General features: G+C 69.0%; 15 protein-coding genes. 11 read left to right on the top strand and 4 right to left on the bottom strand.

What is annotated here, in order from left to right; all coding sequences use genetic code 11:
- Positions 1-30 precede the first annotated feature (30 nt).
- The 9 genes from AB7878_RS01160 to AB7878_RS01120 all read left to right on the top strand — a co-directional run bounded on the left by AB7878_RS01160 (position 31) and on the right by AB7878_RS01120 (position 11,441).
- The gene (locus tag AB7878_RS01160) at positions 31-1,026 is read left to right on the top strand and encodes a poly(R)-hydroxyalkanoic acid synthase subunit PhaE (RefSeq protein WP_369492598.1); all 996 of its coding nucleotides are present in this window, start codon (positions 31-33) and stop codon (positions 1,024-1,026) included.
- Between the two features lie 11 nt (positions 1,027-1,037).
- Positions 1,038-2,105 carry a class III poly(R)-hydroxyalkanoic acid synthase subunit PhaC gene (gene phaC, locus AB7878_RS01155; protein WP_369492597.1) on the top strand — a complete coding sequence of 356 codons (1,068 nt, stop codon included), beginning with the start codon at positions 1,038-1,040 and terminating at the stop codon, positions 2,103-2,105.
- 25 nt (positions 2,106-2,130) lie between these two features.
- Positions 2,131-2,316 carry a PspC domain-containing protein gene (locus tag AB7878_RS01150; protein ID WP_077485233.1) on the top strand — a complete coding sequence of 62 codons (186 nt, stop codon included), beginning with the start codon at positions 2,131-2,133 and terminating at the stop codon, positions 2,314-2,316.
- A gap of 30 nt (positions 2,317-2,346) precedes the next feature.
- Positions 2,347-3,360, top strand: coding sequence for an S-methyl-5-thioribose-1-phosphate isomerase (gene mtnA, locus AB7878_RS01145; protein WP_369492596.1), 1,014 nt, complete (start codon positions 2,347-2,349; stop codon positions 3,358-3,360).
- Positions 3,361-3,571: 211 nt separating this feature from the next.
- The gene (gyrA, locus tag AB7878_RS01140) at positions 3,572-6,181 is read left to right on the top strand and encodes a DNA gyrase subunit A (protein ID WP_369492595.1); all 2,610 of its coding nucleotides are present in this window, start codon (positions 3,572-3,574) and stop codon (positions 6,179-6,181) included.
- Between the two features lie 152 nt (positions 6,182-6,333).
- Positions 6,334-7,386, top strand: coding sequence for a VirK/YbjX family protein (locus tag AB7878_RS01135; protein ID WP_369492594.1), 1,053 nt, complete (start codon positions 6,334-6,336; stop codon positions 7,384-7,386).
- Positions 7,383-7,937: an RNA polymerase sigma factor gene (locus AB7878_RS01130; protein WP_369492593.1), complete on the top strand. Its 555-nt coding sequence runs from the start codon at positions 7,383-7,385 to the stop codon at positions 7,935-7,937. Before AB7878_RS01135 ends, AB7878_RS01130 begins: the two co-directional genes overlap by 4 nt.
- Complete coding sequence (locus AB7878_RS01125) at positions 7,937-8,950, top strand: FecR family protein (protein ID WP_369492592.1); 1,014 nt, start codon at positions 7,937-7,939, stop codon at positions 8,948-8,950. The genes AB7878_RS01130 and AB7878_RS01125 overlap by 1 nt, the downstream gene beginning before the upstream one ends.
- A gap of 94 nt (positions 8,951-9,044) precedes the next feature.
- On the top strand, positions 9,045-11,441 hold the full coding sequence (locus AB7878_RS01120) for a TonB-dependent siderophore receptor (protein ID WP_369492591.1): 2,397 nt from the start codon (positions 9,045-9,047) through the stop codon (positions 11,439-11,441).
- 27 nt (positions 11,442-11,468) lie between these two features.
- On the opposite strand, the gene AB7878_RS01115 is transcribed toward AB7878_RS01120, so the two are convergent.
- Positions 11,469-11,882 carry a DoxX family protein gene (locus AB7878_RS01115; protein ID WP_369492590.1) on the bottom strand — a complete coding sequence of 138 codons (414 nt, stop codon included), beginning with the start codon at positions 11,880-11,882 and terminating at the stop codon, positions 11,469-11,471.
- Positions 11,883-11,997: 115 nt separating this feature from the next.
- Positions 11,998-12,483: a peroxiredoxin gene (locus AB7878_RS01110; RefSeq protein WP_369492589.1), complete on the bottom strand. Its 486-nt coding sequence runs from the start codon at positions 12,481-12,483 to the stop codon at positions 11,998-12,000.
- A 427-nt stretch (positions 12,484-12,910) separates the two neighbouring features.
- Here AB7878_RS01110 and AB7878_RS01105 point away from each other — a divergent pair, with 427 nt between their 5' ends.
- On the top strand, positions 12,911-13,354 hold the full coding sequence (locus AB7878_RS01105; RefSeq protein WP_369492588.1) for an Hsp20/alpha crystallin family protein: 444 nt from the start codon (positions 12,911-12,913) through the stop codon (positions 13,352-13,354).
- Between the two features lie 100 nt (positions 13,355-13,454).
- Positions 13,455-14,366 (top strand): DnaJ C-terminal domain-containing protein, encoded by a 912-nt coding sequence (locus AB7878_RS01100; RefSeq protein ID WP_369492587.1) that lies wholly within the window; start codon positions 13,455-13,457, stop codon positions 14,364-14,366.
- 74 nt (positions 14,367-14,440) lie between these two features.
- Here AB7878_RS01100 and pilH read toward each other — a convergent pair whose 3' ends face one another.
- Complete coding sequence (gene pilH / locus AB7878_RS01095; protein WP_077485217.1) at positions 14,441-14,806, bottom strand: twitching motility response regulator PilH; 366 nt, start codon at positions 14,804-14,806, stop codon at positions 14,441-14,443.
- Between the two features lie 69 nt (positions 14,807-14,875).
- Positions 14,876-15,871: an acrylyl-CoA reductase family protein gene (locus AB7878_RS01090; RefSeq protein WP_369492586.1), complete on the bottom strand. Its 996-nt coding sequence runs from the start codon at positions 15,869-15,871 to the stop codon at positions 14,876-14,878.
- Positions 15,872-15,890: the final 19 nt, after the last annotated feature.

The raw sequence follows: 15,890 nt of genomic DNA, 5'->3' as shown, positions 1-15,890 counted from the left end.
CGATGCATGCGTGGCAGACGAGGATGCGCGATGAACGGACAGGCAGGCGATTTCATCAAGGACTGGCAGGTGCTCGCCCAGCAATCCTGGGATGCGTGGCTGCGCCAGTTGCAACCGCCACCCGCTGCTGCGCCGCCACCGGCCGGCAACGAGGCACTGGAGCGTACGCTGGCCGGCCTCAGGGGCTGCTTCGACTGGATGCAGGGCGTGGCGGCGGCCGGCGCCAGCCAGCCCGGCGCGGACTGGCAGAGCCTGCTGCGCGCCTGGGCAGGCTCCGGCAACCAGCCATTCACCCAGGCCTTCAACGGCATTGACAACACCGCCGCGCAGGGTTTCGTGCAGCAGTGGCAGGCCTGGCTGCAGTCGATGCAGTCCGGCGGTTTCGCCATGCCGGCGGCGGCGAACGGCCCGGTGCCGGCGTTCGGCCTGCATCGCGAACAGCTGATGCAGCAGCAGGAGCTGACGGCGGCGATCCAGGTGGCGCTGGAGGCGAACGCGCGCTACCAGACGCTGATCCAGCGGGCGAATGCACAGGGGCTGGAACGCCTGCAAGCACGGCTGGCACAGCGCGATGCGGCCAGTCCGCCGATCGAGTCGCTGAAGGCGCTGTACGACCTGTGGGTGGACGCCGCCGAAGAGGCCTATGCCGAGATCGCGCTGTCCGACGATTTCCGCGCGGCCTACGGCGAGATGGTCAACAGCCAGATGCGCGTGCGCCAGCTGCAGCAGCGGCAGACCGGTCAGCTGTGCCGCGAGCTGGGCGTGCCCACCCGCGAGGAAGTCTCGGCGCTGGGCGAACGCCTGCAACAGCTGCGCCGCGATCTGCGCAAGCAGGGCAGTGGCGCAGTCGCCGATGAAATCCTCGAGCTGCGGCGCGAAGTGGCGGCCTTGAAGCGCGAACTCGCTGCGCTTGCGGCAGGGCCTGTCGAGTCGAAACCGAAGGCTGCGGCCAAGCGCACCGCCGCTGCGAAGGCGCCCGCGCGCGGCAAGCCGGCATCACCCGCCACCACGCCGCGCAAGCGCTGAAGGGAGCCCTCATGGATACCCCGCTCCATCTCGATCCGGCCCGGTTGATGCAGGAAATCGGCGCGTTCCAGCGCAAGCTAAGCGCCGGCATGGGCCAGTTGCGCGGCATGCGCGAGCCCGGCTACGCCAACACGCCGCGCGAGCTGGTGTACGCCGAGGACAAGCTGAAGCTGTGGCACATGCAGGGCGATCGCGCGCCCACCGCGCGAACGCCCACGCTGATCGTCTACGCGCTGGTCAACACGGTGTGGATGACCGACCTGCAGCCCGACCGCTCGCTGGTGCGCAACCTGCTCGCGCAGGGCGAGGACGTCTATCTCATCGATTGGGGTTATCCCGACGGCGCCGACCGCTGGTTGACGCTGGACGATTACCTCAACGGCTACCTCGACCGCTGCGTGGATGCGGTGCGCGAGCGCCACGGTCTGGACACGATCAACCTGCTCGGCATCTGCCAGGGCGGCGCGTTCTCGCTGTGCTACGGCGCGATGCACCCGGACAAGGTGAAGAATCTCGTCACCATGGTCACACCGGTGGATTTCCAGACGCCGGACAACATGCTCTCGCACTGGTGCCGCGAACTGGACGTGGACCTGTTCGTCGACACGCTCGGCAACGTGCCGGCGATGCTGATGAACTGGGTCTACCTCACGCTGAAGCCGGTGCGCCTCAACCAGCAGAAGTACGTGGGCCTGGTCGACATTCTGGACAAGCCCGTCGAGCTGGAGAACTTCCTGCGCATGGAGCGCTGGATCTTCGACTCGCCCGACCAGGCCGGCGAGACCTTCCGCCAGTTCGTCAAGGATTTCTACCAGGGCAACAAGCTGGTGAAGGGCGGCCTCGTCATCGGCGGTCGCGAAGTGGATCTGCGCAAGCTCGAACTGCCGATCCTCAACATCTACGCCGAGCAGGACCACCTGGTGCCGCCGGACGCCTCGCGCGCGTTGGCGCGCCGCGCGGGCAGCACCGACTACACCGAGCTGGCGTTCAAGGGCGGCCATATCGGCATCTACGTCTCCGGCCGTGCCCAGCGCGAGGTGCCGCCGGCGATCCACCAGTGGTTGCGCGCGCGCGACTGACCTTCTCTCGACAGGATCCGCCTGCATGGAAAAACGTCTCTGCCGTTCCCGCCAGAACCGCCAGCTCGCCGGCGTCTGCGGCGGCATCGCCGAATACCTTGGCTGGGACCCGACCCTGGTGCGGGTGGCGTGGATCATCCTCACCTTGCTGGGTGGGTCGGGCATCCTGATCTACCTGATCCTGTGGCTGGTGATGCCGGAATCGCCCTGACTCCTCCGTTTCACGACACGAAGTTTCCTCATGGATTACGACCGTTACGACCGCGTCCGCGCCGTGCAATGGCGCGGCGACCAGCTCCGTTTGCTCGATCAGCGGTTGCTGCCGCAAGAGGAATGCTGGATAGCTTGCCGCGATGCCGGTGAAGTGACCCAGGCCATCCGCGACCTCGCCGTGCGCGGCGCGCCGGCGATCGGCATCGCCGCAGCCTGGGGCGTGGTGCTGGCCGCGCAGCAGGGGGCTACGCTGGACGAAGCGCTGGCGATGCTGCGCGCCGCGCGGCCCACTGCGGTGAACCTGATGTGGGCGCTGGACCGCATGAAGGCGCGCATCGTCGCGGGTGCCGATGCGGCCGCGTTGGAGCGCGAGGCGCAGGCGATCCAGGACGAGGATCTGGCCGCGAACCGCCACATGGGCGAGCTGGGCGCCGCGCTGATCGCGTCGGGCTCGGGCGTGCTCACCCACTGCAATACCGGTTCGCTCGCTACCGCGGGCTTCGGCACGGCGCTGGGCGTGATCCGCGCCGGTGTGGCGCAGGGACGCATCGTGCACGTGTACGCGGGCGAGACGCGGCCCTGGCAGCAGGGCGCGCGGCTCACCATGTACGAGCTGGTGCGCGACGGCATTCCCGCCAGGCTGATCGCCGATTCGGCCGCCGCACACCTGATGAAGTCGGGTGCCGTGCAGTGGGTGATCGTGGGCGCCGACCGCATCGCCGCCAACGGCGACACCGCGAACAAGATCGGCACCTACCAGTTGGCGATCGCCGCGAGGCACCACGGCGTGAAGTTCATGGTGGTGGCGCCGTCGTCCACGGTGGACATGGCCACCGCCTCGGGCGAGGCGATCGAGATCGAACTGCGTGACCCGACCGAGCTGCTGGGTATCGGCGGCCGGCGCGTGGTGGTCGAAGGCGCCGAGGCCTGGAACCCCGTATTCGACGTGACGCCAGCGAGCCTGATCGACGCCATCGTCACCGAGCGCGGGGTGATCGCGCGGCCGGATGCAACTTCGATGCGGGCGCTGTTCGGCACCTGAAAGCGGCGTGTGCGACGCGCTGGCGAACGGCGTGTCGCGGCACTTGGCCGAGAGTGTGCGGCCATCGCGCAAGATATTGAAACGCAATGGGTAATTTCCGCCTTTCGCGAGGCGCGAAAGGTGTGGCCGTGTTACACTTGTCGGGCTGATTTTCGCGTGTCCGCGAGCACGGCGCGACGCGTTCCTCCTCGTTCAACAGGGAAGCCGATTGATGGCAGAACTCGCCAAAGAAATCATCCGCGTCAACATCGAAGACGAGATGCGCCAGAGCTATCTCGACTACGCGATGAGCGTGATCGTGGGCCGCGCGCTGCCGGACGTGCGCGATGGCCTGAAGCCGGTGCATCGCCGCGTGCTGTTCGCGATGAACGAGCTGGGCAACGCCTGGAACAAGCCTTACAAGAAGTCGGCCCGCGTGGTCGGCGACGTGATCGGTAAATACCACCCGCACGGCGATGCGTCGGTCTACGACGCGATCGTGCGCATGGCGCAGCCGTTCTCGCTGCGCTATATGCTGGTCGACGGCCAAGGCAACTTCGGTTCGGTCGACGGCGACAACGCGGCGGCGATGCGTTACACCGAGGTGCGCATGTCGCGCCTCACCCACGAACTGCTTGCCGACATCGACAAGGAAACCGTCGACTTCGGCCCGAACTACGACGAGAGCGAGCACGAGCCGCTGGTACTGCCGACGCGCGTGCCGAACCTGCTGGTGAACGGCTCGGCTGGCATCGCGGTGGGCATGGCCACCAACGTGCCGCCGCACAATCTCAACGAAGTGGTGGCTGCGACCATCGCGCTGATCGACGAGCCGACGCTGTCGATCGCCGACCTGATGCACTACATCCCGGGGCCGGATTTCCCGACCGCGGGCATCATCAACGGCTCGTCCGGCATCGTCGAGGCCTACCGCACCGGTCGCGGCCGCATCCTGGTGCGCGCGAAGACCGAGATCGAAACCGAGTCGAACGGCCGCGAAACCATCCTCGTCCACGAACTGCCGTACCAGGTGAACAAGGCGCGGCTGATCGAGAAGATCGCCGAGCTGGTCAAGGAAAAGAAGCTCGAGGGCATCAGCGAGCTGCGCGACGAGTCCGACAAGGACGGCATGCGCATCGTCATCGAGATCCGCAAGGACGCGATGGCCGACGTGGTGCTGAACAACCTGTTCCAGCAGACCCAGCTGCAGGTGACGTTCGGCATCAACATGGTGGCGCTGCTGGACGGCCAGCCGCGGCTGCTGAACCTCAAGGACATCCTCGAGGCGTTCATCCGCCACCGCCGCGAGGTGGTGACCCGCCGCACCATCTTCGAGCTGCGCAAGGCGCGCGCCCGCGCCCACATCCTCGAAGGCCTCACCGTCGCGCTCGCCAACATCGACGAGATGATCGAGCTGATCAAGAACTCGGCCTCGCCCGCCGAGGCGCGCGAGCGCATGCTGGCACGCAAGTGGCAGCCGGGCATGGTCGGTGCGCTGCTCGCCGCCGCCGGCGCCGAGGCTTCGCGGCCGGAGGACATGGATCCGCGCGACGGCCTCAAGCCCGCGGGCTACCAGCTCTCCGAGGTGCAGGCGCAGGAAATCCTGGCGATGCGCCTGCATCGCCTGACCGGCCTGGAGCAGGAGAAGCTCTCCGACGAATACCGCGAGATCCTGGAAATCATCCGCGGCCTGATCGAGATCCTGGAGAGCCCGGAACGCCTGCTCACGGTGATCCGCGAGGAACTGGAGACGGTCAAGAACGAATTCGGCGACGCGCGCCGCACCGAGATCCAGCATTCGCAGGAAGACCTGAACGTCCTGGACCTGATCGCGCCGGAAGACATGGTGGTCACGCTGTCGCACACCGGCTACATCAAGCGCCAGCCGGCCAGCGCGTATCGCGCACAGAAGCGCGGCGGCAAGGGCCGTTCGGCCTCGGCGCTGAAGGACGAGGACGTGGTCGAGCAGCTGTGGGTGGTGAACACCCACGACACCTTGCTCGCCTTCACCAGCACCGGCCGCGTGTACTGGCTCAAGGTCTACCAGATCCCGGAGGCGGGCCCGGGCGCGCGCGGCAAGCCCATCATCAACCTGTTGCCGCTGGCCGCGGGCGAGAAGGTGCAGGCGGTGTTGCCGGTGCGCGAGTACAGCGAAGACAGCTACGTGTTCTTCGCCACCCGGCACGGCACGGTGAAGAAGACCCCGCTCACCGAATTCGCGTTCCAGCTGCAGAAGGGCAAGATCGCGATCAAGCTCGACGAGGGCGATGCGCTGGTCAATGTCGAACTCACCGACGGCAACAGCGACATCCTGCTGTTCGCCTCGAACGGCAAGGTCAACCGCTTCGACGAAAACACCGTGCGCTCGATGGGCCGTACCGCCACCGGCGTGCGCGGCATGCGGCTGGCCGAAGGCGCGCAGGTCGTTTCGCTGATCGTGGCTGCCGAGGGCGACATCCTCACCGCGACGGAACGCGGCTACGGCAAGCGCACCCAGCTGGTCGAGTTCACCAAGAAGGGCCGCGGTACCCAGGGCGTGATCGGCATCCAGTGCTCCGAACGCAATGGCGCGCTGGTCGGCGCCGTGCAGGTCACCGAGGCGCACGAATTGATGCTGATCTCCAACCAGGGCACCCTGGTGCGTACCCGCGTGGCGGAAGTCTCGCAGCTCAGCCGCAACACCCAGGGCGTCACCCTGATCCGTCTGCCTGCCGATGAAACGCTGGTCAGCGTGATGCGGCTGGATGCGGATGAGGATAATGGCGAGGAAGCCGGATCGCCGGCCGGCGATGTGTCGCCCGAAGGCGGCACGGCACCGGAAGCGGGCACGGACGAAACCTGATCTGCGCCAGACATTGCACGATGAAAAGCCCCGGCCCGGTCCGGGGCTTTTCGCATGCTGGGCACACGACGGGCGCGCCGCCGTTTCAATTTCCCGGACCGCAAACGTCCTGCAGCTGACGTGATCGCTGCGAGCCGACGACCTTGAACGAAATGGAACACTCCCTGTACGGCATGGCCGACACCATGCGGGTGGCCGCTCGGCCGGCGCCGCGGCGCGTGGTCGAGCCCGCATCGGCGGCGATGCACTTCCTGCGCTCGCTGCGTGGCCGCCACGACTGGCGCGGCGACGCGGGCAAGCGTGCGCTGATAGCGGTCAAGTACCTCGCCCGCTGCCTGCTGATGCCGCGGCAACAGTCGGGCTATCTCGCCTTCGTCGAGGGCAATCCCTTGCTGCGCACGTTCCGGCGCCGCGATCCGCGCATGCAGGAGCGCCACTTCCACCGCTACCTCAACCTGGGCTGGAATCGCCACCAGCGCCTGCGGGCGATCCGCCAGCATTATCGCCATGTGCTCGCGGCGATGCCGGCGCCGCTGTTCCGCGCGGTCTACGCGGAGGGCGGCGCGCCGCTGGGCCTGCTTACGCTGAAGGACGGCAGCCGGCTGATCCTGAGCCTGCGGCCGCCGATCTTCCTCGGTTGCGAGGGCGAGCTCGGCATCCAGCTCAGCGACGAACGTTGCCATCCGCTGTACCGCATCGTGGTCACGGTGACCGACGAACGCACGCTGGCGATCGGCTGCATCCAGGGGCCGGATGGCAGCGAGGCCCGCGACACGGTGCGCGAGCTCACGCGCCAGCTGCACGGCCTGCGCCCGAAGTGCCTGATGCTGGCGTTGGCCTGCGCGCTGGCGCGACACTGGGGCCTCACGCGGGTGCTGGCGGTCGGCAACGCGGCCCATCCCCTGCGCAATGCGCGCCGCCGCTTCGTGGCGGATTACGATGCGTTCTGGGGGGAGCAGCAAGGCCGGGCGGTCGACGGTGGCTGGTACGAGCTGCCGCTGGAGCCGGAGCGCAAGACCGCGGCGGAGGTGCCCAGCCAGCACCGTTCCGCGTTCCGCAAGCGCGAAGCGCTGCGCGCGGAGGCCGAGCACCTGCTGATCGCGGCGCTCGGCGCGCTGCCGGAGCGCCATCGGCAGCACACGCAAGGAGCCGGAATGCCCAGCGTCCATCACCTGTTCCAGGGAGTCTGTGCGGAAGCCTCATGAACCAGCGCAATCCCATCGACGAGATCGCGACACTGCCGGGGCATGCGACGCGGGTGGCCGCGCTGTTCCGCGAGCACAACCGCGCGCTGCTGGCCTTCCTGCAATGCCGGCTCGGTTCGTTGGCCGACGCGCAGGAGCTGGCCCAGGAAGCCTACGTGCGCATGCTCACGCTGGAGCATCCCGAGCAGATCGATTCGCTGCGCGCCTTCCTGTTCCGCATCGCGGCGAACCTGGCGGTCGACCGCCTGCGCATGCGCAAGTTGCGCGAGGCGCCACCCATGGATGAAGTCATGGAACCGGCGCCGGAACTGCATTTGGCGCCAGTGCCGGAGCGCCACGTGTCAGCGGCCGAACAGTGGCGCGAACTGCAGGCGGCGCTGCGCGAACTGCCGGCCAAGACCAGCCGCGCCTTCGTGCTGCACGCGATCGAGGGGCGCGATTTCGAAACGATCGCGCAATCCATGAAACTCAGCGCCCGCATGGTGCGCTACCACGTCACTCGCGCACTGGCGCATTGCCGCGCGCGCGTGGAAGAACGGGAGATGCCGTGATGGCCCACACCCCCCCCCATGCCGACGAACAACTGCTGCTCGCCGCCGCCGACTGGTGGACGCGCCTGCGCGATCCGCACGGTGCCGAGGCCACCATGGATCAATGGCTGGACTGGACGGCGCAGGACGAGCGCCATCTCGCGGCCTTCGAATATGTCAGCGCGTTGGGCGAGCGGCTGGGCACGCTGGATGCGGCCGCGCGCCGGCGGCTGCTGGACGAGTTCGCGCCTGCAGTTGCGCCGCGCGGGCCCAGCTGGCTGCCGCTGGCCGCGGCGGCGGCCGTGCTGGCGCTGGCGCTCGGCACCGGCTTCCTGCTGTGGGGACGGTTCGCAGGCGGCGCCGGCGCGCCGGTGACCTATGCGAGCGCCACCGGGCAGAACCGCGACATCGTGCTGGCGGACGGCAGCCAGGTGACGCTGGGCGGCGCCAGCCGCCTCAGCGTGCGCTACAGCCGGGGCGAGCGCCGGGTGGCGCTGGAGGCGGGCGAGGCGTATTTCCAGGTGGTGCACGACGCGCGGCGTCCCTTCGAGGTCGCCGCCGGCGACATCACGGTGCGCGACATCGGCACCGCCTTCGACGTGCGCCGTACCGGCGACGCGGTGGCCGTGGCGGTCACCCGGGGCCAGGTGCGGGTCGCCGGGCCGGGCGAGGCCGCGACGCCGGGCCGCACTCTCGACGCCGCGGCCGGCCAGCGCGTGGCACGGGACCCGGCCGCGCGCATGCTGAGCCTGGGCACGGCCACGCCGGAGCAGGCGATCGGCTGGCGCAGCGACCGGCTGGAATTCGTCGACGAACCGCTGGCGGTGGTGATCGCCAACGTCAACCGCTACAGCCGCCGGCCGGTGCGGATGGACGGCGACGACCTCGGCGGCCTCAGCTTCACCGGCACGGTCCGTACCGACGAGATCGACGGCTGGCTGCGTGCCTTGCCCCAGGTGTTTCCGCTGCAGGTGCGGATGGGCGAGCACGCGGTGACGCTTTCCGCGAACGGGCAGGCACCGCAGCAGCGTTGACCGCTACCGGCGTCTGCGCGGCGGATGCGCCCCCGCTGCACTCGGCCCCGGCGCGTGCCACACTTGTCGCTTTCGCCCGGGACAAGCGGATGCCATGAGCCGGTTCGCCCTGCTGCCAGCCATCGGCGGGCTGCTGCCGATGGTCGCGTTCGGCGCCGCGGCCGCGCCGGGCCATGCCGCCAGCGCGGCCACGCTCCGTTTCGCGATACCGCCGCAGACGCTTTCCACCGCGCTGATCGCGTTCGGCCGGCAGGCGAACGTGCAGGTGCTCACGGCCGGCGGCCGGGTCGATGCCGTGCGTTCCCGCGGGGTCAGCGGCGACTGCACGGCGGCGGTGGCACTCGATCGCCTGCTGGCGGGTACGGGGCTGGATTACCGCTTTGTCGATGCCGGCACGGTGGTGGTGAAGCCGCTGCCGAGCGGCGCGAACAGGGCCGGACAAACGGGGGCGTCCGCCGCGCAGGCCGATGTCCGGCAGCTGGCGCCGGTGGTCGCCACTGGCGTGGTCGACGGGGGCGGTTATCTGGTCGACATCGCCAGCGGCGCCACGCGCATAGCCACCGACCTGCTCGAACTGCCGGCTTCGGTCAGCGAGGTGCCACACGCGCTGCTGGATTCGCAGCAGGCCCGCAGCGTGGCCGACGCCGTGCGCAACGTGGCCGGCGTGCAATACCTGGACGGTGCGGACGCGCTGCCGGTGTTCCTGGTGCGCGGGTTCCAGGTCGGCAACGGCATGATCGACGGCCTGCCGAACAGCATCGTCTCCTACGGCGACTTCCCGCCGCTGATCGGCGTCGAGCGCGTGGAGGTGCTGAAGGGGCCGCAGGCGATCATCGGCGACGCCTCGGTCAGCAACAATTTCGGCGGCCTGATCAACCTGGTGATGAAGCAGCCGACGGCGCTGCCGGTGCGCCGGCTCGAGTTCGCGCTGGGCCAGTACGGCGACAGCCAACTGGGCGTCGACCTGGGCGGCGTGCTGGGCAAGAGCGGGCACTGGACGTATCGCCTGGTCGCCTCCGGAGAGTATGCCGACCGCAGCCGCCAGGGCCGGCGCGGCCAGCGCAGCGGCTACCTGGCGCCGTCGATCGGCTGGCGCGACGAGGCGAACAAGCTGGTGGTTTCCGCCGAGCGCATCGTGCGGCGCGAGCCGATTCCGGACTATGCGGTGATGCTGGGCGGCAGCCTGTCCAGCGCGACGCCGCCGGGCCTGATGATCGGCAACCCGGGCGACCATTCGCTGTTCCGCACCACGCGGCTGTCGTATGCGTTCGAGCACCGCTTCGATGCGATCTGGACGTTCCGCAGCCGCGGCCAGTACGTGCGCCAGGGTTCGGCGGTGCAGGAGTGGAACCTCGCCGGCTTCTCGCCGAACGGCGATGCGCAGGCGCTGGCCGAACGGTTCCGTTACGGCGATGCGTTCTACACCGTGCAGAACGACGTGGTGGGGCGTTTCGGCAGCGGTGCGGTCCGCCACGTGCTGGTCGCGGGCTTCGATTATTCGCGGGCACAGTCCGGCAGTCTCGACGATGTGTTCGGCACGCCGGCGCAAGCCGTGTACAACCTGCATGCCAGTCCGCCGCTGCCGTCGGTCGCGTCGGTGACCGGCCCGGGCAACGGCTTCGACATGCACTTTCCCGGCGATCCCTGGTCGATCGACCACGCACTGTTCCTGCAGGACCAGATTGCATTGGGCGAGCGCTGGAACGCCCTGCTGGCCTTGCGGCGCACCACCTACGAACTGGCGACCCAGGATGCCAATGGCAATCCTTCGACCCAGCACAAGTCGCAATGGGTACCGAACGCCGGGCTGCTGTACAAGCTCACGCCGCTGTTGTCGCTGTACGCCAGCGCCACCAGCGGCTTCCAGACCGACGAGGTGCTGGGCAAGAACGGCCAGCCGCTGCTGCCCTCGCACTCACGCCAGCTGGAGACGGGGGCGAAGCTGATGCTGTTCGACCAGCGCGCCATGCTCACCGTGGCGGCCTACCGCATCATGCTCGACCACAGCACGGACCTCAGCTCGTCCAAGCCGCCGTATTTCGGCATCCCCGGCCCGGGGCAGACCAACCGCGGCATCGAACTGGAGTTCAACGGCCGGCCCATGCCGGGGCTGGACCTCAGCGCCGCCTGGAGCAACGCGATGGTGCGCAACCACGACGGCTCGCAGCCCATCGGCACGCCGCGGCAGCGCTTCAACCTGTGGGCCAGCTACCGCATCCAGCGCGGGTCGCTGCGCGGCTGGGGCATCGCCGGCGGCGTGCTGGCGCGCAGCGCGAGCCGCGGCCAGCTGTCGGACGGCTCGGCGTATTTCGCGATACCGGGGCAGGCCCGCGTGGATGCGAACCTGTCGTACCAGGCTGCGCGTTGGAGCATGACCCTGGGCGTGCGCAACCTGTTCGACCGCAATCTGCACGATGTCGTGTTTGACGAAACCTTCGTGCCGCTGCACCGCGGGCGCAGCGTACTGCTGAGCGGCAGCCGGGATTTCTGAGCGCTCCGCGGCTGCCGCGTGCAGCGTTTACCGGCGATCGATCGAATACCTTCCGGGGCCGGTGAGGCACAGCAGCAACAGCCCGCCGATGATCGAGAGGTTCTTGTAGAAGTTGATCATGTTGGCCATGTGCTCGGCGCCGGTCATCGTCCAGTAGTGGTGCCCGATCAGCGCCGTACCCAGCGTGTACAGGGCCAGCAGCAGCGCCAGCGGCCGCGTCCAGAAACCGAGCACGATCGCCAGGCCCACGAAGAACTCCATCAGGATGACCACGGCCGCGGCCACCGCGGGCAGCGGCAGGCTCTCGGCCGCCATGTAGGCGCTGGTGCCGCCGAAATCGGTGAGCTTTTCCCAGCCGAACCGCACGAACAGCAGCATCATCAGGATGCGGGCGACGAGCAGCAGCGTGTCCCGCTGGCTTTCGAGCAAGGCGTAGCGCATGGCGGTTCCCCTCGGACGACGGATGGCGCGGCAGGCGAGGCGGGCCGCGGTCGGCGCGGCATCGGCGCGACGCGCCGGACTATACCGCCGTCCGGTCTGTTCGCGCTGGCCTGGCTCAGCCGGCGAGCGCCGCCAGCATCGCCTCCGCGCTGGAGACGCGGAACTCGCCCGGTGCCTCGACATGCAGCTGGCGCACCACGCCATCTTCCGCGTACAGCGCGAAGCGGCGCGCGCGCAGGCCCATGCCGTAGGCGCTGCCGTCCCGCTCCAGGCCCAGCGCGCGGGTGAAGTCGGCGTTGCCGTCGGCGAGCAGCATCAGACCGGGCGGTACCTGCTGCGACGCGGCCCAGGCCTGCATCACGTAGGCGTCGTTGACGGCAAGGCAGAACACGTCGACACCACGCGCCTGGAATTCCCCGACATGCTGCACGTAGCCCGGCAGGTGCTTCTCCGAACAGGTCGGGGTGAAGGCGCCGGGCACGGCGAACAGCACCGCCTTGCGGCCGGCGAACAGCGCACCGGTGCGGGCGGGTTCGATGCGGCCGTCGGCAATGGTCTTGATCTCGATGTCGGGCAGCGGCTGGCCGATCTGGATGCTCATGGTGGGGTTTCCGAGGCAGTGGCAACCTGCCGATGCTAGCGGCTGCGGCCTAGGGATGCTCTGATCCATTCTACGCAGGCGGCATGATGCCCAGAAGGCGCGCAGGGTGCGTTGCGCGGCGCCGGGAAGACTGGCCGTCTTGCCAAGCTGCGCGGTGCGGCCTGCGTGCCTTCTGGGCATCACCCCTTCACTTTGGATTCAATGCGTTGGGGCCGCGACTGTCTGTCCGCATGCCTTCGGCCCGCCGTCTCGACAGACGACCAGTCTGCCTTCGCCGACGGCCCTGTGGCCTGCGAACAGACAGTCGCGGTGACGCCTACGCAGAATGGATCAGAGCATCCCCGTCGTCGCCTTGAATCGCCGCGCGGCGCACCTATCTCTGTCGGCAGGCGGCGGCGTGCCGCAATCCATACCGAGGAGTTTCCCGATGAGCCTGAACCATCACGTGATGTGGGGCCTGCCGCGCGACGCGCGGGCGTTTCGCCATGCATTCGACCGTTTCGCGGAGCCCGACGGCAGCTTGCCGACCGGCACGGCGTCGTGGGCGCCGCGGGTCGATATCCGCGAGGAAGACGGGCGCTTCGTCATCCGCGCCGATGTCCCCGGCGTAGATCCCGCGGCGATCGAGGTGAACATGGATCGCAACGTGCTGTCGATCAGCGGCGAGCGCGCGGCCGAGCCGGCCGACGCGTCCGGCCGCTTCTCGCGGCAGGAGCGGTCGCACGGCCCGTTCCATCGCCGCTTCGCACTGCCCGACAGCGTCGACGCCGAGCACATCACCGCCAGCAACCGCCACGGCGTGCTGGAGATCGTGATACCGAAGAAGGCCGAGAGCGCGCCGCGCCGCATCGTGATCGACACGGCCCACTGATCCGCCTGCGCTTGCAGGTGCGGCTCGCGGCGGACGATGATCCGCCGTGGGCCGTTTGGCGTGATGCGGCCGCTCCGCGGCCTGGGCGTAAGGAGTGCCGGTGGAATTCAAAGACTATTACGACATCCTGGGCGTGAAGCCCGAGGCCAGCGAGGCGGAGATCAAGACCGCCTACCGCAAGCTGGCGCGCAAGTACCACCCGGACAAGAACAAGGAAGCGGGCGCCGAGGAGAAGTTCAAGGCCGCGAACGAGGCGCAGGAGGTGCTGCTGGACGCCGAGAAGCGCCGCGCCTACGACCAGCTGCGCGCCGGCGGCTACCGCGGCGGCGAGCAGTTCCGGCCGCCGCCGGGCTGGGGCCAGGGACAGGGCCAGCATTTCGACTTCGGCGAGGGTGGCGGCGACTTCAGCGATTTCTTCGAGAGCCTGTTCGGCCGCGCCGCCGGTGGTCATGGCCAGCAGCGCGGCCAGCCACGCGCGCGACGCGGACAGGACGTGCAGGCGAGGGTGGAGATCGACCTGCAGACCGCGTTCGACGGGGGGCGCACCCGGCTATCCCTGCACGATGGCCGCGGCGAGGAGCGCGTGCTGGAGGTGAAGATTCCCGCCGGCATCCAGCCGGGGCAGGTGATCCGGCTGGTGGGGCAGGGGCATCCCGGTGGCCACGGCGGCCCGAAAGGCGACCTGCTGCTGGAAGTGGGTATCCGCGACGACGCCCGCTTCAAGCTGGAAGGCCACAACGTGCTGCACGTGCTGCCGGTCAGCCCGTGGGAAGCGGCGCTGGGCGCCACGGTGCCGGTGCCGACCCTGGCCGGCACGGTGGAGCTGCGCATTCCGGCCGGCTCGCAATCGGGGCGCAAGCTGCGCCTGAAGGGGCGCGGCATGCCGGGTACGCATCCGGGCGACCAGCTGGTGGAGCTGTCGATCCGCGTACCCGCCGCGGCCAGCGACGAGCAGCGCGCGGCCTACGAGGCGCTGCGCGTGCAGTTCGCGGATTACGATCCGCGCCACTGAGCGTGGTCGTCGGTAGCAGAAATGAGAACGGCGCCGCGAGGCGCCGTTCTTCGTTGATGCCTGCTGAACCCGGCTCAGGCCGGCAGCAATTCCTTCAGCGTGGCCACCAGTTCCTCTTCCTTGATCGGCTTGGTGACGTAGGCGCGCGCGCCCTGGCGCATGCCCCACACCTTGTCGGTTTCCTGGTCCTTGGTGGTCACCAGGACCACCGGGATGTGCGCCGTGCTGGCGTCCTTGCTGATCGTGCGGGTGGCCTGGAAGCCGTTGAGGTTCGGCATCACCACGTCCATCAGGATCAGGTCGGGGATCTCGCGCTTGGCCACCTCGACGCCGGCGGCGCCGTCCTCGGCGGTGAGGGCCTCGTGGCCGAGTTTCTCCACGATGCGCTTCAGGCCCAGGAGCTGCGACGGCGAATCGTCGACGATCAGGATGCGTGCCATAAGGTGGGTGTCCCCTTGTTGTTTCGGTGGATTCTATGCCTGCGGCGCGGTGCTTCCAAGCCGCAGGCCTCAGTTTGCGGCGATGCGCACCACGGTGCGGCCGAAGGAATCTCCGGCCAGCATGTGGCCGAACACCCCGGGCAGCTCGTCCAGCGTCGCCTCGCGGGTGGCGATGCGCTCCAGGTGGCGCGGTTTCCAGTCGCCGGATAGCTTCTCCCAGACGCGTTCGCGCATGGCGCGCGCGGTACCGGCCGAGGCCACGCCCAGCAGGTTCACGCCGCGGATGATGAACGGCATCACGGTGCCGTCGAAGGCGATGCCGCCGGCGTTGCCGCAGATCGCCACGTTGCCGTAGGGCGCGATCAGCGGCAGCAGGCCGGCCAGCATGGCGCCGCCCACGTTGTCCAGCGCGCCGCCGAAGCGGACCGAGTCCATCGGCTTGCCGCTGAAGGCAAGCGCATGGCGGTCGATGCATTCGGCGGCGCCCAGCGACTTCAGGAAATCGAAGTGGTCGGTCTTGCCGCTGATCGCGTGCACCGCGTAGCCGGCGCGGCTGTAGATGTCGATCGCGAGCTGGCCCACGCCGCCGCTGGCGCCGGTGACGGCGATCGGGCCCAGCGCGGGCGTCTGGCCGTTGTCCTGCATGTGCAGCAGGCCCAGCGCCGCGGTGAAGCCGGCGGTACCCAGGACCATGCTCTCGCGCAGCGAAAGACCTTGCGGCAGCGGGATCGTCCAGCGCGCCTCCAGCCGCGCGTATTCGGCGTAGCCGCCGTCGCGCGTCTCGGACAGGCCGCTGCCGGTGCACAGCACCGCGTCGCCTTCCTTGAACGCGGGATCGGTGGAGGCGACCACGTGGCCGGCCACGTCGATGCCGCCGTTGAGCGGGTACCGGCGCAGGATGCGGCCCTTGCCGGTGCCGGCCAGCGCGTCCTTGTAGTTGACCGAGGAGTAGGCGACCTTCACCAGCACCTCGCCGGGCGTCAGTGCGTCGGTGGCCATCTCCTCGAAGCCGGCGCGGTAGCCGGCGTCGTCGTTGCGGATGCGGAAGGCGCGGAAACCGGTCATCGTCATCTCTCCGTGCGGC

This window comes from Rhodanobacter humi (assembly GCF_041107455.1).
GTDB lineage: Bacteria > Pseudomonadota > Gammaproteobacteria > Xanthomonadales > Rhodanobacteraceae > Rhodanobacter_A.
The sequence above is the reverse complement of the archived record's forward strand: the minus strand, read 5'-3'. Positions and strand labels throughout refer to the sequence as shown.